Source organism: Streptosporangium sp. NPDC000396, assembly GCF_042898655.1.
GTDB lineage: Bacteria > Actinomycetota > Actinomycetes > Streptosporangiales > Streptosporangiaceae > Streptosporangium.
The window spans coordinates 12,774-32,213 of record NZ_JBIAZA010000011.1 but is presented as its reverse complement, the minus strand read 5'-3'; the positions used below and the strand labels follow the sequence as shown (position 1 = coordinate 32,213).

At 69.3% G+C, this 19,440-nt stretch carries 17 protein-coding genes; 5 read left to right on the top strand and 12 right to left on the bottom strand.

Features of this window, described 5'->3' with window-relative positions:
* Window positions 1–7: 7 nt before the first annotated feature.
* A complete protein-coding gene (locus ACFY2X_RS18995) occupies window positions 8–1,060 on the bottom strand; it encodes a S8 family serine peptidase (RefSeq protein ID WP_389939771.1) in 1,053 nt (350 codons plus the stop codon).
* Between the two features lie 205 nt (window positions 1,061–1,265).
* Between ACFY2X_RS18995 and ACFY2X_RS18990 the strand changes: the two genes are divergently transcribed.
* Window positions 1,266–1,760: a DUF3145 domain-containing protein gene (locus tag ACFY2X_RS18990; protein WP_389939770.1), complete on the top strand. Its 495-nt coding sequence runs from the start codon at window positions 1,266–1,268 to the stop codon at window positions 1,758–1,760.
* Between the two features lie 312 nt (window positions 1,761–2,072).
* On the opposite strand, the gene ACFY2X_RS18985 is transcribed toward ACFY2X_RS18990, so the two are convergent.
* The 9 genes from ACFY2X_RS18985 to ACFY2X_RS18945 form a co-directional block, all read right to left on the bottom strand.
* Window positions 2,073–3,494 carry an acyl-CoA carboxylase subunit beta gene (locus ACFY2X_RS18985; RefSeq protein ID WP_389939769.1) on the bottom strand — a complete coding sequence of 474 codons (1,422 nt, stop codon included), beginning with the start codon at window positions 3,492–3,494 and terminating at the stop codon, window positions 2,073–2,075.
* A 13-nt stretch (window positions 3,495–3,507) separates the two neighbouring features.
* Entirely contained in the window at window positions 3,508–4,740 is a 1,233-nt protein-coding gene (gene fabF / locus ACFY2X_RS18980) for a beta-ketoacyl-ACP synthase II (protein WP_389939768.1), read from the bottom strand.
* Window positions 4,741–4,794: 54 nt separating this feature from the next.
* A complete protein-coding gene (locus ACFY2X_RS18975; protein WP_389939767.1) occupies window positions 4,795–5,034 on the bottom strand; it encodes an acyl carrier protein in 240 nt (79 codons plus the stop codon).
* Between the two features lie 62 nt (window positions 5,035–5,096).
* Complete coding sequence (locus tag ACFY2X_RS18970) at window positions 5,097–6,053, bottom strand: beta-ketoacyl-ACP synthase III (RefSeq protein WP_389939766.1); 957 nt, start codon at window positions 6,051–6,053, stop codon at window positions 5,097–5,099.
* 111 nt (window positions 6,054–6,164) lie between these two features.
* Window positions 6,165–7,061: an ACP S-malonyltransferase gene (locus ACFY2X_RS18965; protein ID WP_389939765.1), complete on the bottom strand. Its 897-nt coding sequence runs from the start codon at window positions 7,059–7,061 to the stop codon at window positions 6,165–6,167.
* Window positions 7,062–7,183: 122 nt separating this feature from the next.
* The gene (locus ACFY2X_RS18960) at window positions 7,184–8,362 is read right to left on the bottom strand and encodes a PucR family transcriptional regulator (RefSeq protein WP_389940006.1); all 1,179 of its coding nucleotides are present in this window, start codon (window positions 8,360–8,362) and stop codon (window positions 7,184–7,186) included.
* Window positions 8,363–8,605: 243 nt separating this feature from the next.
* Window positions 8,606–9,085 (bottom strand): DUF350 domain-containing protein, encoded by a 480-nt coding sequence (locus ACFY2X_RS18955; RefSeq protein WP_389939764.1) that lies wholly within the window; start codon window positions 9,083–9,085, stop codon window positions 8,606–8,608.
* Window positions 9,086–9,104: 19 nt separating this feature from the next.
* Entirely contained in the window at window positions 9,105–10,265 is a 1,161-nt protein-coding gene (locus ACFY2X_RS18950) for a glutathionylspermidine synthase family protein (RefSeq protein WP_389939763.1), read from the bottom strand.
* A gap of 10 nt (window positions 10,266–10,275) precedes the next feature.
* The gene (locus tag ACFY2X_RS18945) at window positions 10,276–10,683 is read right to left on the bottom strand and encodes a hypothetical protein (protein WP_389939762.1); all 408 of its coding nucleotides are present in this window, start codon (window positions 10,681–10,683) and stop codon (window positions 10,276–10,278) included.
* Between the two features lie 145 nt (window positions 10,684–10,828).
* Here ACFY2X_RS18945 and ACFY2X_RS18940 point away from each other — a divergent pair, with 145 nt between their 5' ends.
* From ACFY2X_RS18940 to ACFY2X_RS18925, 4 genes are all read left to right on the top strand, one after another.
* A complete protein-coding gene (locus ACFY2X_RS18940) occupies window positions 10,829–11,530 on the top strand; it encodes a helix-turn-helix transcriptional regulator (protein ID WP_389939761.1) in 702 nt (233 codons plus the stop codon).
* An 86-nt stretch (window positions 11,531–11,616) separates the two neighbouring features.
* On the top strand, window positions 11,617–12,003 hold the full coding sequence (locus ACFY2X_RS18935; protein WP_389939760.1) for a VOC family protein: 387 nt from the start codon (window positions 11,617–11,619) through the stop codon (window positions 12,001–12,003).
* Window positions 12,004–12,243: 240 nt separating this feature from the next.
* The gene (locus tag ACFY2X_RS18930) at window positions 12,244–12,468 is read left to right on the top strand and encodes a hypothetical protein (protein WP_389939759.1); all 225 of its coding nucleotides are present in this window, start codon (window positions 12,244–12,246) and stop codon (window positions 12,466–12,468) included.
* 293 nt (window positions 12,469–12,761) lie between these two features.
* Window positions 12,762–14,567, top strand: a complete 1,806-nt coding sequence (locus ACFY2X_RS18925; protein WP_389939758.1) for a serine/threonine-protein kinase — start codon at window positions 12,762–12,764, stop codon at window positions 14,565–14,567.
* Window positions 14,568–14,658: 91 nt separating this feature from the next.
* Here the strand turns inward: ACFY2X_RS18925 and ACFY2X_RS18920 are convergent, their stop codons facing one another.
* Together ACFY2X_RS18920 and aceE are read right to left on the bottom strand one after the other, a co-directional pair.
* Window positions 14,659–16,209 (bottom strand): alpha/beta hydrolase, encoded by a 1,551-nt coding sequence (locus ACFY2X_RS18920; RefSeq protein WP_389939757.1) that lies wholly within the window; start codon window positions 16,207–16,209, stop codon window positions 14,659–14,661.
* Window positions 16,210–16,297: 88 nt separating this feature from the next.
* Window positions 16,298–19,045, bottom strand: a complete 2,748-nt coding sequence (gene aceE / locus ACFY2X_RS18915) for a pyruvate dehydrogenase (acetyl-transferring), homodimeric type (protein ID WP_389939756.1) — start codon at window positions 19,043–19,045, stop codon at window positions 16,298–16,300.
* Window positions 19,046–19,440: the final 395 nt, after the last annotated feature.

Genomic DNA, 19,440 nt, shown 5'->3' with positions numbered 1-19,440 from the left:
TGAGACTTTACCTGGGCGCGGGCACGACAACCCCCAGATCGGGGATTTGCCTGCTTCGCAGGGGGTCGAGAACGTGCTCGGCGGCCTCCTTCGGCGTCCGGTCCCGGGCGGCCGCCGCGATCGCCCCGCTGACCACGGCCGCCGCGAAGGAGGTTCCGCTCCAGTGCGCGTAGCCGTGGAACGCTCCACGCTCCAGGAAGGCACTTGTCAGCCACTCACCCCGAGCGCAGGCGTCCACCCAGGGGCCGTACGCCGAGAACGGTGTCCTGGACTCCTCGGCCGCGTCCAGCGCGCCGACGGCGATCACCCCGGACAGCGCCGCGGGCCAGAACGGGCGGTCCGAGGCCGTGTTCCCCGCGCAGGCCACCACGACCGTGCCCGTCAGCTCGGCCAGTGCGGCCTCCACCAGCGGGGACGGCCGGTCGTCGAAGGTGTGGCCGCCAAGGGAGAGGTTGAGCACCTGGGGCGGGTCGTTCTTGAGGTGGGCCAGGGCCCGTAGCAGCCCTGCCTCGTCTCCGACGCCGTGGCTGTCCAGCACCCGCAGCGGGTGCACCTCCACCCCCGGAGCCGACCGCAGGATCAGGCCGGTGATGAACGTGCCGTGTCCGGCCTGGGCCTCCAGCTCGCCGTCGCCGTCGGAGCCGGGCAGCTCGACGGCCTCGCGCCGCCGTTCCAGGAACCAGGGCCGTTCACGCCACCAGGGGTGCGCGGTCAGGCCGGTGTCGGGCACCGCGACGGTCACGGCGCTCTCGGCGCCCTCGGGAGGGGTGAGCGGGGCGGCGGGAAAGGGGCGCGAGGCCGGGCCCCCGAAGAAGAGGGGCTGGCCCGTCAGGACGTGGTTGGGGGAGGCGCGATGGCCCTGGCCGCGTATCGTGGCCACCAGATCGCAGACGTCCACGCCGGGAGAGAGCCGCACGCGGAAGACCCCGTCGGCCTCGGCCACGGCGGCGGTCCACCGGGCGACGGCCGCCGTCCCGGAGGCGTCGGTCAGCAGCTGGCCAGGCCTGATCAGAGCGGGTGCTCCGGCAACAGGCTCCACCCGCTTGATATCGGGATCCATCCGGCCCTCCGGGGTCGATCACCAGGTCGCTGGGTCTTTCCCTCTTGAGGATGCCCTAGAGCAAGGGCCTTCGGCGCAACATCTCGGTATGACCCCCCTCTGGTGCCGCGTCACAACCGACGGTAGTCTCTCCTTCAGTCACTTGTGATCATCCTGAAGGCGAGGCCGTTGGGGAAGGCGCACCTCGTACGAAACGGGAGGTCCGGTGTCTGCTCGTGGCGTGCTTTACGTCCACTCAGCTCAGCCTGCGCTGTGCCCTCATATCGAATGGGCGGTCGCGGGTGTTCTTGGCGTGCCCGTAGACCTGACCTGGACTCCGCAGCCCGCCGCGCCCGGTCATGTGCGCGCGCAGGCCGAATGGGTGGGTCGTGAGGGGACCGCGGCGGCGATCACCTCGTCGTTGATGGGCTGGCAGCGGATCCGCTTTGAGATCACCGAGGATCCTTCGCCGGGCGCCGACGGGTCTCGCCATGCCTACACCCCGGGTCTTGGCGCCTTCACGGCGGTGATCGGAGCCACGGGTGACATCCTGATACCCGAAGACCGGTTGCGCTCGGCCATGTTGATGGCGCGGCAGGGCAAGGTGGTGCTGGAGGAGGAGCTGGATCGCCTGCTGGGCAAGCAGTGGGACGCGGAGCTCGAATCCTTCCGCTACGCGGGTGAGGGCGCCCCGGTCCGCTGGTTGCACGCCGCGGTCTGACTCTGACCGGACGACCTCTTCCGGCCAGGGGCGGGGGCCGCGGACCGGGGAGGAAGCCGGTTCACGGCTGCCGCATGGCGGTGAAGGCTCCGAGGGCGGCGGGGGAAGACGGGGAGCCGCTGGGCGGCACGGTGATGCCGTGTAGGGGATGGCGCGGGATGCCATCAGGACCGGTTCGTGCGGGGCACGATGCCGTCAAGGCCGGTTCGTGCGGGACAACGATGCCGAAGAACGATCGAGCGAGATCCGCCGCCGGGCGGAAAGCACGATGCCCCCGCCGGTGCGAACCGGCGGGGGCATCGTGAAAGCGGGTCAGAGGGGGATGTTGCCGTGGGCGCCGCGGGCGGGGGTCGCCTGGGCCAGGACCCTGGCGATGGCACCGCGGGTCTCCTCGGGCTTGATGACCTCGTCCACCACGCCGAGCTCGATGGCCCGGTCGAGGCCACCGGCGAGGATCTCGTGCTCCTCGGCGAGCCTGGCCTCCAGGGCGGCGCGCTCCTCCTCCGGGGCGGCCGCGATCTCACGGCGCTTGAGGATGCGGACCGCGGCCAGCGCGCCCATCACGGCCACCTGGGTGGTCGGCCAGGCCAGCACCCGGGTCGCGCCCAGTGAGCGGGAGTTCATCGCGATGTAGGCGCCGCCGTACGCCTTGCGGGTCACCAGCGTGATCCGCGGCACGGAGGCCTCGGCGAAGGCGTGCAGAAGCTTGGCGCCGCGGCGGACCACGCCGTCGTGCTCCTGGCCCACGCCGGGCAGGTAGCCGGGGACGTCCACCAGGACGACCAGCGGCACCCCGAAGGCATCGCACATGCGGACGAACCGCGCGGCCTTCTCGGCGGAGGTGGCGTCCAGGCAGCCGCCCAGGCGCAGCGGGTTGTTGGCGATCACACCGACGGTCCGGCCGCCGAGACGGCCCAGCGTGGTGACGATGTTCGGCGCCCACTTGGGGTGCAGCTCGACACCCGGCTCGTCGAGCAGGCCCTTGACCAGCGGCTTCACGTCGTAGGCGCGACGCGGGTTGTCCGGCAGCAGGCCTCCGAAGTCGACCTCGTCGATGTCGGTGCGAATCCGGCCCTGGTGGCCGAGAAGCACCGCCAGGCGCCGGGCCTGGACGTAGGCGTCGGTCTCGGTCTTGGCGACCACGTGCACCACGCCGCTGCGCTTGCTGTGCGGCTCGGGGCCGCCAAGGGCGGCCATGTCGATCTGCTCACCGGTGACGCTGCGGACCACGTCGGGGCCGGTGACGAAGATGCGGCCCTCGTCGGCCAGGATCACGATGTCGGTCAGCGCCGGGCCGTACGCGGCGCCGCCGGCCGCGGGGCCGACCACCACGGACAGCTGCGGGACCACGCCGGAGGCGCGGGTCATCGCGGCGAAGACGCGGCCGACCGCGTGCAGCGACTCGACGCCCTCGGCGAGCCGGGCGCCGCCCGAGTGCCACACGCCGATGATCGGAACGCGCTCGCGGACCGCGACGTCGTAGGCGTGCACGATGTGCTCGCACCCCTCGCTGCCCATCGCGCCGCCCTGAACGCGGGCGTCGCTGACGAATGCCACAACCGGCACGCCTTCGACCCGGCCCATCGCGGACAGCACGCCGCTGCGGTCAACCGGAGAGATCAGCCGGACCGAACCCTCGTCGAGAAGGGCTGCGAGTCGCACCTGGGGATCACGATGATCGACGGCCTCCTTCTCGGAGGCGTCGGTCACCACCCTATTGTCGAGCACAGTCATCACGAGCTCCCTGTCAGATGCTGGTGAAGGCCACGGCGACGTCGTGTCCGCCGAACCCGAAGGAGTTGTTGATCGCGGCGATCTGACCGTCGGGCAGCTTACGCGAGTCGCCGTACACGATGTCCACCTCGATGCCGTCGTCGGGGTCGTCCAGGTTGATCGTGGCAGGAACGATCCGCTCGTTCAACGCGAGGACGGTGAAAACCGACTCGATGCCCCCGGCTCCCCCGAGCAGGTGGCCGGTCATCGACTTGGTGGCGGTGACCAGCGGGTGACCGCCGATGACTTCCTTGATCGCAATGGTTTCCACCACGTCACCCGCGGGGGTGGAGGTGGCATGCGCGTTCACGTGCTTGATGTCCTGGCCGGTGAGGCCGGAGTTCGCGAGGGCGCGGCGCATGGCCAGCATGACCCCGGCTCCGGTCGGCTCCGGCTGGGCGATGTGGTGGGCGTCCGCCGAGTAGCCGACTCCGGCGGCCACCGCGTAGATGCGGGCGCCGCGGGCGCGGGCGTGCTCCTCGGACTCCAGCACGATGATGCCGGAACCCTCGCCGAGGACGAACCCGTCACGGGTCCTGTCCCAGGGGCGCGAAGCGCGCTCGGGCTCGTCGTTCCGGGTGGACATGGCGCGCATGGCGGCGAAAGAGCCGATGTTCAGCGGGTGGATGGCCGCCTCGGTGCCGCCGGCCACGACCACGTCGGCCCGGCCGGAGCGGATCATCTCGATGGCGTAGCCGATCGACTCGGCGCCGGTGGCACAGGCGCTCACGGTGGCGTGCACGCCGGCCCGGGCGCCGACCTCGATGCCGATCCAGCCCGCGGCGCCGTTCGGCATCAGCATGGGCACGGTGTACGGCGAGAGCCGCTGCCAGCCCTTCTCCTTGAAGGTGTCGTAGGCGGCGAGGATCGTGGTGATGCCGCCGATGCCGCTGCCCACGACCACGCCGAGGCGCTCCGGGTCGACCTTCTCGATCCCGGAGTCCTTCCAGGCCTCGCGAGCCGCGACCAGCGCGAGCTGCTCGGCCCGGTCCAGCCGCCGTGCCTCCGGCCGGGGCAGCACCTCGGTCGGGTCCACGGCGGCGACGGCGGCGAACTTCACCGGGACCGAGTCGACCCAGTCCTCGGTGAGGGTCCGAACCCCAGACCGACCGGCGAGGAGCGCCGACCAGGTCGAGGCGACGTCTCCACCGAGAGGCGTCGTCGCGCCGAGCCCGGTGACGACGACACGTGCCTGGTCTGTACTCACGTTCTGCGCTCCTTGTGAATCACGGGTCAAAGCTGGGAAATATGGTCAGGCGTCTCAGCTCTGGATGAAGTTGATGACGTCCTTGACGGTCTTCAGGTTCTTGAGCTGCTCGTCCGGGATCTCGACGCCGAACTCGTCCTGGGCGGCCACGGCGATCTCGACCATGGACAGAGAGTCGATGTCGAGGTCGTCCACGAAGTTCTTCTCCGGGCTGACCTCGGAGGCCGGGATGCCGGTGATCTCGTTGATGATCTTGCCGATACCAGCGAGGATCTCCTGCTCGGTCAGAGCCATGTCGGGTGTTCTCCTTGGGTTCTGTGTTCTTTACGGTTTTGCACGGCAGAGCCGTACAAGCTTCAGGGGACCTCGATGACCTGACCGGCGTAGGTCAGGCCGGCACCGAAGCCCAGCAGCAGGGCGAGCCCGCCCGACTGGACCTCGCCGCGCTCGATCATCCGGGACAGGGCCAGCGGGATCGAGGCGGCGGAGGTGTTGCCGGCCAGCACGATGTCTTTGGCGATGACGGCGTTGTCGGCGCCGATCTTCCGTGCTATGGCCTCGATGATGCGCAGGTTCGCCTGGTGGGGCACGAAGGCGGCGAGGTCGGCGGGGTCCACCCCGGAACGATCGCAGATCTCCTTGGCCACCGGGTGAAGGGCGGTGGTGGCCCAGCGGAACACGGTCTGGCCTTCCTGGTGCAGGAAGGAGTCGCGGTCCTTGATGGCGATCGCGTCGGACTTGTCACCGGCGCTGCCCCACACCACCGGGCCGATGCGGGGGGTGTCGGACGGGCCGACGACCGCGGCCCCCGCGCCGTCGGCGAAGATCACCGCGGTGGCCCGGTCGGTCCAGTCGATCCACTGGGAGAGCTTCTCGGTGCCGATGACCAGCACGTTGGTGGCCGAGCCCGCGCGGATCGCGTCGTTGGCGACGGCCAGCGCGTAGCAGAAACCGGAGCAGGCGGTGTTCACGTCGAACGCGCCGGGGGCGTTGATGCCCAGCCGGGTGGCCACCCGGCCGGCCGCGTTGGGAATCTGCGTCTCCAGCGTGCAGGTGGCGACGATCACGAGATCGATGTCGGAGGCCGGCAGACCGCTGGCGGCGAGGGCCTTGCCGCCCGCCTGCACGGCCAGATCGATCTCGGACTCGCCCGCCGGGGCGATCCGGCGTTCCTTGATGCCGACCCGGCTCTGGATCCACTCGTCGTTGGTCTCCATGGTCGCCGACAGGTCGTCGTTGGTGACCACGTTGGACGGCTGGTAATGGCCGAAGGCCAGGATCTTCGCGCCCGGAGCGCCCTGCGAGATCTTCATTCGTTGCTCACCGCTTCCCATTCGCCGGGCAAGAGTCCACCGAGTGTGCCCGCGGCCCGATGCGTCGCGCCTGACGGGCCGCCGCGCTCAGCGCATCCGGTCCGGGCCGGCTCACGACAGGACCTCCCTGGCGGCGTCCAGGTCGTCGGGGGTCTTCAGGGCGACGGTGGTCACCCCGCGCAGCGCGCGCTTGGCAAGGCCGGTGAGCGTGCCGCCGGGGACGAGCTCGATCATCGCGGTGACGCCCTGGTCGGCCATCGTGGCCATGCAGGCGTCCCAGCGGACCGGGTTGGCGACCTGGTTGATCAGCCGCTCCACGAACTCGGCGCCGCTGGTCACCACCGCGCCGTCGGCGTTGGACAGCAGCGCGACGGCCGGATCGCCGGGCGTGATGCCGGAGGCGGCCTCGCGCAGGTGATCCACCGCGGGCGCCATGTGGACGGTGTGGAACGCCCCCGCGACCGAGAGGGGGATCAGGCGGGCCCGTGCGGGCGGCTCGGCCTTGAAGGCCTCAAGCTGCGCCAGCGTGCCGCCGGCGACGATCTGCCCGGCGCCGTTGATGTTGGCGGGGGTGAGGCCGTGCTTCTCAACGGCCGCGAGCACGTCCTCCTCGACGCCACCGAGGACGGCGACCATGCCGGTCTCGGAGATCGAGGCGGCCTTGGCCATCGCCCGGCCGCGTTCGCGGACGAGGGTCAGAGCCTGCTCGGGAGTGAGCACCCCGGCCAGGGCCGCGGCGGTCAGCTCTCCGACGCTGTGACCGGCGACCATCGCCGGAGAGGCCCCGAGGACCTCGGCGACGGCCAGGCCGGCGGCTACGAGCAATGGCTGCGCGACCGCGGTGTCACGGATCTCGTCCGCGTCGGAAGTGGTTCCGTGAGCGATCAGATCAAGGCCCACCAGATCGGACCAAGCGGACAGGCGATCCCGAAGGCCTGGCATTTCGAGCCAGGGAGTCAGGAAGCCTGGGGTCTGGGCGCCTTGGCCCGGAGCGGCGATGACGAGCACGAAATCCAGCCTGCCCTGTAGAAGTTCGCTACTCGGATAGAGATCCGGACGAACTTTATCCTCAGTCTTTTGTGGGAATCCTACAATGAGAGTTTCGTGGAGGTTAAGTAAAGACAGCCAGGTTACAGAGCGTCGGACAAACGGCCCAGAATGAGCCCCACCTGCAGGGTGAAGGCGGAACGACCCTCCGTGGGCTGGTATCCGGTCAGCTCTGTGATCTTGCGTAGACGGTAGCGCACCGTGTTCGGATGCACGAAGAGCAATCGGGCCGTGGCCTCCAGGGATGTGCCCTGTTCGAGGTAGGTCGCGAGCGTGTCGAGAAGCGGCGTGCCGATCAGCGGCATGTAGACGTTCTCGATCAGCTGGTGCCTGGCGTCGGCGTCGCCGTCGATGGCCCGTTCTGCCAGCAGGTCCTCGGCGTGGACCGGCCGGGGCGCGTCCGGCCACGCGGACGCGGCCCGCAGCCCGGCGATCGCCGCCCGGGCCGAGCTCGTGGCCGCCTGCAGATCGTTCACCTCGGGGCCGATCACGATGGGGCCGGGGCCGAAGCGCGGCACCACGTGCCTGGCGGCGGCGTTGACGCTGTCCGCTCCGCCCACGATCACGATCAGCCGGTCGCCCTGCACCCCGGCCAGCATGTCGAGCCCGGACCTGCGGCCACGGTCGCGCAGCCCGTCGATCACGGCCTGCGGGTCTCCGTCAGGTGCCTGCCCGGCGAGCACGACGATGGGCGAGGAGGTCCAGCCGAGCGCGGCGGCCCACGAGTGCAGGCCGTCGTCGACCTCGCCCCGCACCAGGGCGTCCACGATCAGGGCCTCCAGCCGTGCGTCCCAGGCCCCACGGGCCTCCGCCTCCCGGGCGTAGACCTGGGCGGCGGCGAACGCGACGTCCCGGGTGTAGCGAAGCATCGCCTGCTGGAGCTGGTCCTCCCCGCCGGGAGCGGCCAGCTCGCCGGTCTGCGCCTCGACCACCTCGACCACGATCCGGACGATGTCCACGGTCTGCTGCAGCGAGATGGACCGCTTCAGCTCCCGGGGCGCGGTGCCGAAGAACTCGATGCTGGGGGTCGGGCGTCCCTCTCCCGCGTGCTGGAACCACTCCACGAAGGCCGCGATCCCTGCCTGGGCCACCAGCCCGACCCACGACCTGTCTTCGGCGGACAACGCGCGAAACCACATCAACCGGTCGTCCATCCTGGACATCGCGGCCGTGCCCAGCGCGCCCATGGCCCGCTCCAGCCTGCGCGTGGTGTCTTGCCGTACCCGATCCTGGTCGACTTCTCTTCCGCCGGCGTCAACCATGACGTCGCCGTTTCCGCCGGCTCGCTCGCTCCGCTCCCTCACGTCACTAAGGGTGCCAGGTCGAGCGGGATGCACCAGCCGCCGTCCCGGACAGTACCCGGGCTCGCATTCTGTACGGCCAAGCATGGCCAAGCGCCGCCCGCCGCCCGCACCGGCCCCGGTGACCGGCGTTTCCCCAGCGTGCGTGGCCGGGCGCCGTAACGCCGGGCCGTTCCCGCGCGGCCGGTGCGCGTGCGGCCCGGGTCAGATGACGGCGACGGCGGTGATCAGGCCGATGGCCAGGTGGGTGATCGCCAGAAGGCGGGCGCCGGGCTGCGGGTCGGACTCCTTGACCAGATCGCGGACCGAGATGCCGACGACCTTGTCGAAGATGACCATCGCCACGGTTTGCACGGCGATGCCGACCAGGCCGAAGACCAGCGTCGACAGCAGGCCCTCGTGCAGGGCTCCGCCCGAGGACCAGATGGAGGCGGCGACGATGAGCCCGACGGCGGCCAGGCCGGAGCCTGTCAGCAGGGTGGCGTTGGGGTTGCGGTCCGCCTTGATCAGCTGGCTGAGCTTGCCGGGGATGGCCATGTCGAGCACGTAGAACCCGATGATCAGCAGGATCACGCCGAGCATGGCGTAGGAGGCGATGGCGAGCGCGCCGCGCCCGAGGGCCTCGGCGAGCGAGAACGTCTCGACGCCCGTCGGGAGCGGGGACGGCAGGGGGGTGGGGGTCATGAGGTTCTCTTTCTGGAACTCAGAGTTCGATGCGGTGCGGGACGAAGGACGACGTGTCGTCGGTGACGAACCCCGAGGTCTCGCGGATGCCGACCCCGGCCGCCTCGTCGTGGACGACCCAGGCGCCGAGTACGGGACGCCAGCCGTCGAAGGCGGGAAGAGCCTGGAACTCCTGGTAGACGTAGCCCTCGGTGCCGTAGCCGCCGGAGGTCTCGACGTGGCCGTGCGGGGTGACGATCCGCATGCTCGCGCCCTCCCTGCCGAGCAGCGGCTTGGCGATGTGGGAGGGCATGTCGCGGGGGCCGTCGAGGTAGGCGGGCAGCAGGTTCGGGTGGCCGGGATACAGCTCCCAGAGCACGGCGAGCAGCGCCTTGTTGGACAGCAGCATCTTCCACAGCGGCTCGATCCAGGTCATCGAGACCTGCTGGCGCACCGCGTGGGCCCCGAACGGGTCGGCGATCACCCACTCCCACGGGTACAGCTTGCAGAGCGAGCGGATCACCCGGCGTTCCACGTCCACGAACCGCAGGTTGAGGCTGTCCCAGCCGATGTCCTCCATGGCCACGGAGATGGTCTTCAGCCCGGCCTGCTCGGCGGTCTCCTGGAGGTAGGCGAGGGTCATCGCCTCCTCGCCGGTCTCGTCCATCTTGGTCCAGGCGAAGTGCGCGGGCCCGGTGGGCAGACCGGCCGCTATCTGCTGCCACCGCTCGATCAGCCGCTCGTGGATGGAGTTCCACTGGTCGTCGTCCGGGTAGCGATCCCGCAGCCAGAACCACTGCACGACCGAGCTCTCCAGCAGGCTGGTCGGGGTGTCGGCGTTGTACTCCAGCAGTTTGGCGGGACCGGTTCCGTCGTAGCGCAGGTCGAACCGGCCGAACAGGTGGGGGGCGCCCCGTTCCCAGGAGCGGGCGATCTCCGGGGCCGCCCACGCGGGGATGGCGAAGTCGGCGTAGCGGCCGTGCTCGATGACGTGCTCCACCGCGTGCAGGCACATCCGGTGCAGCTCCTCGACCTGGTTCTCCAGATCGAGGACCTCGTCCATGGAGAAGACGTACTGCACGCTCTCGTCCCAATAGGGGCGGTCGAGGCCTTCGGGGTGAGCCGAACGGTGATAGGCCAGGCCGTGGCCTTCGATGATGCTCTCCCAGTCGTCCCGGGGGAGTGAGGTCTCGCGTCTCATCGGTCAGGGCTCAGCTTCCGCTGCCCCAGCCGCTGCGACCGCCGAAGCCACCGCGCTGGATCACGGTGCCCTTACGGGTGACGATCTGGACGTCCGAGGGACGCACGGTGGTGCCCTGCCTGATCCGGGCCCCGGATCTCGTGCCCCCGTAATACCAGCGATAGGCGCCGTGGGACCCCACGTAGTGGGAGTGGCCGTCGTCGTCGCAGTAGTCATCGTCCACGACGGTGTAGGAGCCGTCCGGCTGGTAGCTGTTGAGATCCACGCACTCGGCGTTGACCTCTTCGTAGTCGTCCTGGGCCGCGCAGTAACCGATGAGGATCAGCGAGACGACGCCGATCCCGGTAAGCGTGATGACCGTGGACGCCTTCACGCCTGAGGGCCGGGGCTCCGGTATGTGCGAGAGGTTCTGCCTCACGGCCAGTGGGTGCTTCGATCCTTCGGCCATCGAACTCCAATGAGATGTGTGGCGACAGGCTATCGAGGCTGTTTTGTCTGTTCAACTGCGGGAAAGGTGCCGGTCCCCATCGAGAGTGTCGGTATGGGCGCGTAACGTCACAAGTGTGAACCGTACTGATCGGCTTTACGCTCTGGTCGAGGAGCTTCGCGCGATCTCGCCCCGGCCCCGGTCGGCGCGTGAGCTCGCCGCCAGGTTCGAGGTGAGCGTCCGCACGGTCGAGCGTGACATCTCCGCGCTCCAGCAGTCCGGTGTGCCGATCTACGCCGAGCCCGGCAGGCGGGGCGGTTACGTTCTCGACAAGAGGATGTCCCTGCCCCCGCTCAACTTCACCCCGGCCGAGGCGGTGGCGGTCGCCGTGGCGCTGGGCAGGGCGGCGGACAACCCACTGGCCTCCCACGCGCGCAGCGCCTTGCGCAAGCTTCTCGCCGCGATGCCGCCGCCAGAGGACGCCAGGGCCAGGGATCTCGCCGCGCGGGTGCACATGGTCGTCGAGCCGGAGCCGTACCCCCGGGTGTCACGGGTGATCGAGCAGGCGCTGCTGCACCGGCGAGTGCTGCGGATCGAATACGAGGACCGGAAGGGTCAGGTCACCTCGCGTGAGGTGGAGCCGGCGGTCTTCGTGGGGGGACGTGGCGGCCACTGGTATCTCGTGGGCATGTGCCGGCTCCGGCAGGACGCGCGGATCTTCCGCCTCGACCGCATCGGCCGGGCGGAGGAGACCGAGGAGATCGCGCCCGAACACCCGGCGGAGCGGTTCGCCACGCGAATCCCCGAGGCGGTCATGGGAAATCCTGATCTCGGCTGAAACGCTGGCCGAAAACACCGACATAGGGTTGTCGCCGGGCTGACTGATCGTAGATGTGTTCGAAAATTACTTCGAGGAGACATCTGATGATCAACACTGTTGCCTGGTTCGAGATCGCCACCGATGACCCGCAGGGGGCGGAGAAGTTCTACGGCGAGCTGTTCGGCTGGTCGTTCGCCGTCGATGAGAACGCGGCGAAGGGTGGCATGGATTACCGGCTCATCGGCTACCCGGGGGCCGAGGGCTTCGGCGGCGGCCTGTACGCGACCGGTGGCGCGTCGCCCGGCCACGCGATCTTCTCCGTCGCCGTGGCCGACACGGCGGCCACCTGCGAGCGGGTCGAGGGATTGGGCGGAGAGGTGGTGTTCAGGCTGCTCGGCAACTCCAACGGCCCGGACTTCGCCTACCTCCGCGACACCGCGGGCAACCTGTTCGGCGTCTTCACCCCGCCGAAGGCCGCCGCCGAGGCGTAGCGCTCCCGGGGCGGGCCGTCTCGCCGTGACGGCCGGGTGGGTTCAGCGGTGCGCTTGATGATCTCCAGCTGGACGGCGGGCGGCCTCGGGGGGCTCCGCCCGCCCCCTCGATCATCTCGTCGACGCGGTCGCGTTCCGTCGTCTCTGGCCGCGCCGTGGGATTGAGGATGTCTCTCCAGATTGATAGCTTTATGAAAAGCTTTCCATATTGCTTTGTCGACGGGGAAATTTCTCATGCGAATGCTCATCACCGGCGGAACCGTGATCGACACCGACCTGGAGCCGCGCGTCCTGCCGGAAGCGGACGTGCTCGTCGAGGACGGGGTGATCGCCGCCGACGTCGGCGACGTGGACGCCGTGATCGTCGCCGGCCGCTTCCCGGGGCCGGGCGGGCGCTGTTCGCGGGTCTTCATCGCCTTATTTCTCCGGAGAAGAGTTAGAAGTTATCCCTTTTCCTCCTATTAATGTGCTTTAACGAGATAAATCCGGTTTTCAGTTGACCTTGCTGCCTCGTGCACGCTGAGCGATCCCCAAAAGGCGTCCCGCCCGCCCGCGTGGCCGCGAGACGACTGCCGCGGCCGTGGAATCTGTTCTCGCCGGAATTCCCTTCCTGTCGCCGCGGGTATGACCGGAACCCTGCCGAAACTTCCTTGGGTGAATTCGCCCGACCGATCCTTGTCCCGGCCCCTCAGAGCAGATGATCTCGGCCTCTCCGATGTGTAATGTTTGGGCAAAGTGGTGCACGCGAGGGGTCGGCGATGCCGGAGATCAAACCACTGCGGCCGGGGGATCCGCCGCAGCTGGGGGGTTATTCGCTCAAGGGCAGGTTGGGGGAGGGCGGTCAGGGGGTCGTCTATCTGGGGGAGTCGGAGAGCGGGGAACGCGCCGCCGTCAAGCTGCTGCACGTGCGCTTCACCGGCGAGGCCCACGCCCGATCCCGTTTCGCGCGTGAGCTCGCGGCGGCCCAGAGGGTGGAGGCCTTCTGCACCGCCCGGGTGCTCGCCGCCGATCTCGACGGCGAGACGCCGTACATCGCGAGCGAGCTGATCGACGGGCCCTCGCTGCGCCAGATCGTCGAGAGCGACGGGCCGCTGAGCGGGGAGGAGCTCGAACAGCTCGCCCTCGGCACGATCACGGCGCTGACCGCCATCCACCACGCCGGGATCGCCCATCGCGACTTCAAGCCCGACAACGTGCTGCTGGCCACGGGCGGCCCCCGGGTCGTCGACTTCGGCATCGCGAAGATCATCGACGAGAGCGGGACGATCACCACCCGGGCCGTCGGGACCCCCGCCTACATGGCGCCCGAGCAGATCGCCGACGAGCGCGTCGGCCGCCCCGCCGACGTGTTCGCCTGGGGTTCCACCATGGTCTTCACCGCCACCGGCAAGGCGCCCTTCGGCGGGGAGACGATCGTGGCGACGCTCAACCGCGTCATCAACCACGAGGCCGATCTGAGCGCCCTCCCCGACGGCCTGCGCGAGGTCGTCGCCGACTGCCTGAACAAGGACCAGGAACTCAGGCCGACCGCGGACGGGGTGCTGAAACGCCTGCTCGGCCATCCGGTGGACGAGGCCGAGGCCTCCGACGAGGTGCTGGCCGAGGGCGCCCAGGCCGCCACGGTCGACCTGACCCGGACGGACAGGCGGACTCCGGCGGGACGGCGCCGCCGATGGGCGGTGGCCGGCGGGGGCGTCATCCTGGGGGCGGCCGCCGTCCTCGCGATCATCCAGCTGCTCCCCGCCCCCAGCGGGGGAGTGACGGTCACCCCGAAGCCGATGGCACTCACCCCGACCCCGACCCCGGCGCCCTCCACCGGCTCGCCCCTGCTCGACCGCATCAGGGCCACCGGAGTGCTCAAGGTGGGCTATCGCGGGGGCCTGCCGGGGGTCGCGCTGGGCGATCCGCCCGACGGGTTCGAGATCGACGTGGCCAGACACATCGCGCGAGCCCTGAAGGTGCCCAAGGGCGGGCTCAAGCTCGTGCCCGTGGGCCTCTCCACCCGTGAGGAGGCGGTCCAGCGGGGCAAGGTGGACCTCGTGATCGCCAACTTCTCGATCGACAACGCAGACCGAGGGCGGGTCGCCTTCGCCGGGCCGTACTACGTGGCCCACCGTGACGTGCTCGTCCGGGCCGGCGCGAAGATCTCCAAGCTGGAGGACCTGCGAGGCAAGACGATCTGCATCGCGCCCGGCGCGGAAACCGGTGGGATGATCAAGGACAGGGGCATCACGTTCGTCGACGTCCGTGACGACGACTCCGCCAGGTGCGCGACCCGGATCGCCGACGGCTCCGCCGACGCCATGCCCGGCGAGGACCTGCTGCTCGCCGGGTTCGGCGCGCGCCTGCGCGGAACGAGATTCAAGATCGCCGGAATCCGGCTCACCTCCGAGCGGTACGGCGTGGCGCTCAAACGCCGCGACCCGGTGGCCTGCAAGGCGATCAACGAGGCGATCGCGTCCATGTATGCCGACGGCACCATGAAGGAGCTGTTCGAGCGCCGTTTCGGCAACGTCGGCCTCCGCTTCGAGGCCAGGCCGCCCCGCCTGGAGACCTGCCGATAGGGGCACCTTCCCGCCGACGGGTCACCGGGACGCCGGTAGGGCCGCCGGGGAGGACGGTGGGGCCGCCGGGAAGGAGAGGCCCGGCGGCCGGTCATGAGGCGGTGCAGGTGGTGTCCGTCGCGGGGACCTTCCCGTCGAGCAGGTAACCGTCGGTGGTCTTCTTGACGCACGGGTTGCCGGCCAGATAGGCGCCGTGCCCCTCGCCCTTGTAGGTGACCAGCACGCCCGTCTTGAGCTCGGCGGTCAGCTTCGGCGCCCACTTGTAGGGCGTGGCGGGGTCGCCGGTGCCGCCGATCACCACGATCGGCGCGGAGCCCGCGGCGTTCACCTTCTTGGCCTCGTCGCTGCCCGGAGCAGGCCACACCCGGCAGATGAGCCCCATGCCCGGGCTGCCGAACAGCGGGGAGGCCTTCAACGCCTCGGTCTGCGTCTGCATCACCTGGTCACGGGTGGGCCGTTCGGAGGTGTCCGCACAGCTGATGGCCGGGAAGCTGCTCATGAGGGTGTTGTACGACCCGTTGGGCATGCGGCCGTTGTAGCTGTCGGAGAGGGCCATCAGGAGCCGGCCGTCACCCTTGAACGCCTGGCTCAGCCCCTGCTCCAGCAGCGGCCAGGTCAGCTTCGAGTACAGGGCGGCGGCCATGCCCGTGTTGGCCAGTCCCTCGGTGAGCTGGCGGCCGTTGACCGAGAGCGGCTTGGCCTTCAGGTCGACGATGAACTTGTCGACGTTCTTGTTCGCGACGGTCGCGTCGGAGCCGATCTCGCATCCGCCGGGGCCTTCGACGCAGTCCTTCAGGAAGGAGTCGTAGGCCTGCTGGAACCCGGCCGACTGGACCAGCGTGCGCTCCCTCATGCTGATGTCCGGATCCAGCGGGGCGTCCAGCACGAAACGGCCGACGTTCTGGGGGAACTTGGTCGCGTAGACCGCGCCGAGCTGCGTGCCGTACGAGATGCCGAAGTAGTTGAGCTTCTGGTCGCCGAGGGCCTCGCGGATCCTGTCCATGTCCTGGGCGGCGTTCACCGTGCCGACGTAGGGGAGGAGCTTGCCGGAGGACGCCTGGCAGGCGTTGACGAACTCGTCCACGGTCTTTTCGAGCGTGGCCCACTCGGCCTCGTCGGAGGCGTAGCTGTTCATCGCGGTGTACCTGTCCATCACCTCCTTGCCGTCGCACCTGATGCCGGAGCTGCGCTCCACTCCCCGAGGGTCGAAGCTGACCAGGTCGTAACGGGTGTTCAGGGTGCTGAAGACCTTGGCGGCCTGGGCCAGGGTGTCGACGCCCGAGGCGCCGGGACCGCCGAAGTTGAAGACCAGGGAGCCGATCCGCTGGCCGGGACCGGTGGCCTTGACCCGGATCAGCGCGATCTCCAGGCTTTCGGCGCCGGGCTTGGCGTAGTCGAGCGGAACCTTCAGCTTCGCGCACTGGAACGTGGAGTCAGGCCTGGCCGGGCTCTGCTCACCCGGGCGCCTGATGTCTTTGCACGTGGTCCAGGCGAGCGGGCCGGAGGTCCCGGTCTCGCCCTGGGCGGAGCTCGGCGTGGAGGGATCGCCACCGGCCCCGCGGGCGCTGCCATCGGCGCCGCAGGCGGCCAGAGCGGTGGACATGGCCGCCGTCGCGGCGACGGCCATCAGTATTCTTCGCATAGAGTGCTCCCCCTTGAATCGTTGCCGGGGGAAGCAAGTCAACCCTAACCGGGCGGGGCCTTCCATAGAAGGACCCGCCCGGTGGGGATCACAGGCCCATGGACTGGGTGTCGTTGCTCTCGGCGCCACCGGCCTCGGTCACGCCGTTCTTCAGGTGGTACTTGGCGATGGCCTCGTTCAGGACCTCGGGGTTGAGCTCGCCTCGCTTGACCAGCTGGGTGAGCACGGCCAGGGTGATCGAGGCCGCGTCCACGTGGAAGTGGCGGCGCAGCGCCGACCGGGTGTCCGACAGGCCGAAACCGTCGGTGCCGAGGGAGGTCCAGTCACCCGGAACCCACTGGGAGATCTGGTCCTGCACGGCGCGCATGTAGTCGCTGACACCCACGAACGGGCCCTGGGCCGAGGACAGCGCCTGGGTCACGTACGGCACGCGCGGCTCGGCGTCGGGGTTGAGCAGGTTGTGCTCCTCGGCGGCCAGGGCCTCGCGGCGCAGCTCCGACCACGAGGTGGCCGACCATACTTCGGCCGCCACGCCCCAGTCCTCGGCCAGCATCCGCTGCGCCTCCATGGCCCACGGACCGGCCACGCCGGAGGCCAGGATGTTGGCCTTCGGGCCCGCCGCGGCCGGAGCCGGGGCGAACCGGTACAGGCCCTTGAGCAGGCCTTCCACATCCAGGTCGGCGGGTTCGGCCGGCTGGAGGTAGGGCTCGTTGTAGACGGTCAGGTAGTAGAAGACGTTCTCCGGCTGCTCGCCGTACATCCTCCGCAGGCCGTCCTTGATGATGTGCCCGATCTCGAACGCCCACGCCGGGTCGTAGGACACCGCCGCCGGGTTCGTCGAGGCGATCAGCGGGGTGTGGCCGTCCTCGTGCTGCAGGCCCTCGCCGTTCAGCGTGGTACGGCCGGCGGTGGCGCCGAGCAGGAAGCCCCGGCCCATCTGGTCGCCGAGCTGCCACATCTGGTCGGCGGTGCGCTGCCAGCCGAACATCGAGTAGAAGATGTAGACCGGGATCATGTGCTCGCCGTGCGTGGCGTACGACGTGCCGACCGCGATCGTCGAGGCCATCGAGCCCGACTCGCTGATGCCCTCGTGCAGGATCTGACCCTCGGTCGACTCCTTGTAGGACAGCAGCAGCTCGCGGTCGACCGCCTCGTACGTCTGGCCGTGCGGCGAGTAGATCTTGGCGGTCGGGAAGATCGCGTCGAGGCCGAAGGTGCGCGCCTCGTCCGGGATGATCGGCACGAAGCGGTGACCGATCTCCTTGTCACGCATGAGGTCCTTGAGCAGGCGGACGAACGCCATGGTCGTGGCGACGTTCTGCTTGCCGGAGCCCTTCTTCAGCTGCGAGAAGGCCGCGTCGCCAGGGAGCTTGACCGGCTTGGCCCGGACCACGCGCCTGGGCAGGAAGCCGCCCAGGGCCGCGCGGCGCTCCTTCATGTATGCGATCTCGGGGTCGTTCTCGCCCGGGTGGAAGTAGGGCGGCAGGTCGCCTTCGAGAGCGGAGTCGGGGATCGGCAGGTAGAGCCGGTCGCGGAACTCCTTCAGGTCGGCCTTGGACATCTTCTTCATCTGGTGCGTCGCGTTGCGCGCCTCGAAGTCCTTGCCGAGCGTCCAGCCCTTGATGGTCTGGGCCAGGATGACCGTCGGCTGGCCGACGTGCTCGGTGGCCGCCTTGTAGGCCGCGTAGACCTTGCGGTAGTCGTGGCCGCCGCGGGAGAGCTTGCGGATGTCCTCGTCCGACAGGTGCTCGACCATCTTGCGCAGGCGCGGGTCTCCGCCGAAGAAGCTCTCGCGGATGTATTCGCCCGACTCGACGGAGTAGGTCTGGAACTGGCCGTCGGGGACGGTGTTCATCTTGTTGACCAGCACGCCGTCGACGTCGGCCGCCAGCAGCGGGTCCCAGTCGCGGCCCCAGACGACCTTGATGACGTTCCAGCCGGCGCCGCGGAAGTAGGACTCCAGCTCCTGGATGATCTTTCCGTTGCCGCGCACCGGGCCGTCGAGACGCTGCAGGTTGCAGTTGATGACGAAGGTGAGGTTGTCGAGCTCCTCGCGGGCGGCCAGGCCGATCGCGCCGAGCGACTCCGGCTCGTCCATCTCGCCGTCGCCGAGGAAGCACCAGACGTGGCTGCGGCTGGTGTCCTTGATCTTCCGGTTCAGCAGGTAGCGGTTGAACCGGGCCTGGTAGATCGCGCCGATGGGCCCCAGGCCCATGGAGACCGTGGGGAACTCCCAGAAGTCGGGCATCAGGCGCGGGTGAGGATAGGAGGGCAGGCCCTGGAAGCCGTGCGACAGCTCCTGCCGGAAGGCGTCGAGCTGGGCCTCGTTGAGGCGGCCCTCCAGGAACGCGCGCGCGTAGATGCCCGGCGCGGCGTGGCCCTGGATGAAGACCTGGTCGCCCGACTCGCCGTGGTCCTTGCCGCGGAAGAAGTGGTTGAAGCCCACCTCGTAGAGCGACGCGGCCGAGGCGTAGGTGGCGATATGGCCGCCGACGTTGGTGCGGGCGTTGGCCCGGGTCACCATGACGGCCGCGTTCCACCGGATGTAGGCGCGGATCCGGCGCTCGACGTATTCGTCGCCGGGGAACCAGGGCTCGCGCTCCGGAGGAATGGTGTTGATGTAGTCGGTGCTACGCAGGCCGGGCACGCCGACCTGGTGCTCACGGGCCCGCTCCAGCAGGCGAAGCATCAAATAACGGGCCCGAGTGCGACCTTCCGTCTTGATGACGTTGTCGAGCGACTCGAGCCACTCCTGGGTCTCGCTGGGATCGACATCAGGGAGCTGGCTGGGTAGGCCGTCGCTGATGACCGAGAAACGCTGGCGTCCGGAAGCCACTGGGTCTCGCCTTCCGAGGATGGACTTTTGTCTGGTGTAGGTCGTCTTCCATCCTGGTCGCTTACCCCGGAAAGTGCATCTCTACTGACCGGTAACCAGGAAGTCCCTGCTGGCAGGGGGCTAAATGTGGCCTAGACCACCGATGGTAGGACGAATGGCCACCACAGGTTACATCGAGGTTCCTCCTTTTATGGAGGCGCGGGGAGAACGGATTCGGACGACTCCTTGACCTGCGGAGTCGGGGTGGCGGGAGAGACCCGCGGGGCGAACGGGCGGCCGACTTCCAGTGAGTTCGGCTTTCAGTGAACGGACCCATGGACGTGAGGCGCTCCGGCGTGGGACGGCCGGAACGGTCACGGGACCGTACGGCCTGCGACCGGACCCGCGCGGGGAGC

Coding starts and splice junctions, on each gene's coding strand:
- ACFY2X_RS18995 (WP_389939771.1), bottom strand. CDS start 1,060: ATGGATCCCGATATCAAGCGGGTGGAGCCTGTTGCCGGAGCACCCGCT.
- ACFY2X_RS18985 (WP_389939769.1), bottom strand. CDS start 3,494: ATGACTGTGCTCGACAATAGGGTGGTGACCGACGCCTCCGAGAAGGAG.
- ACFY2X_RS18975 (WP_389939767.1), bottom strand. CDS start 5,034: ATGGCTCTGACCGAGCAGGAGATCCTCGCTGGTATCGGCAAGATCATC.
- ACFY2X_RS18970 (WP_389939766.1), bottom strand. CDS start 6,053: ATGAAGATCTCGCAGGGCGCTCCGGGCGCGAAGATCCTGGCCTTCGGC.
- ACFY2X_RS18960 (WP_389940006.1), bottom strand. CDS start 8,362: ATGGTTGACGCCGGCGGAAGAGAAGTCGACCAGGATCGGGTACGGCAA.
- ACFY2X_RS18955 (WP_389939764.1), bottom strand. CDS start 9,085: ATGACCCCCACCCCCCTGCCGTCCCCGCTCCCGACGGGCGTCGAGACG.
- ACFY2X_RS18950 (WP_389939763.1), bottom strand. CDS start 10,265: ATGAGACGCGAGACCTCACTCCCCCGGGACGACTGGGAGAGCATCATC.
- ACFY2X_RS18935 (WP_389939760.1), top strand. CDS start 11,617: ATGATCAACACTGTTGCCTGGTTCGAGATCGCCACCGATGACCCGCAG.
- ACFY2X_RS18930 (WP_389939759.1), top strand. CDS start 12,244: ATGCTCATCACCGGCGGAACCGTGATCGACACCGACCTGGAGCCGCGC.
- ACFY2X_RS18925 (WP_389939758.1), top strand. CDS start 12,762: ATGCCGGAGATCAAACCACTGCGGCCGGGGGATCCGCCGCAGCTGGGG.
- ACFY2X_RS18920 (WP_389939757.1), bottom strand. CDS start 16,209: ATGCGAAGAATACTGATGGCCGTCGCCGCGACGGCGGCCATGTCCACC.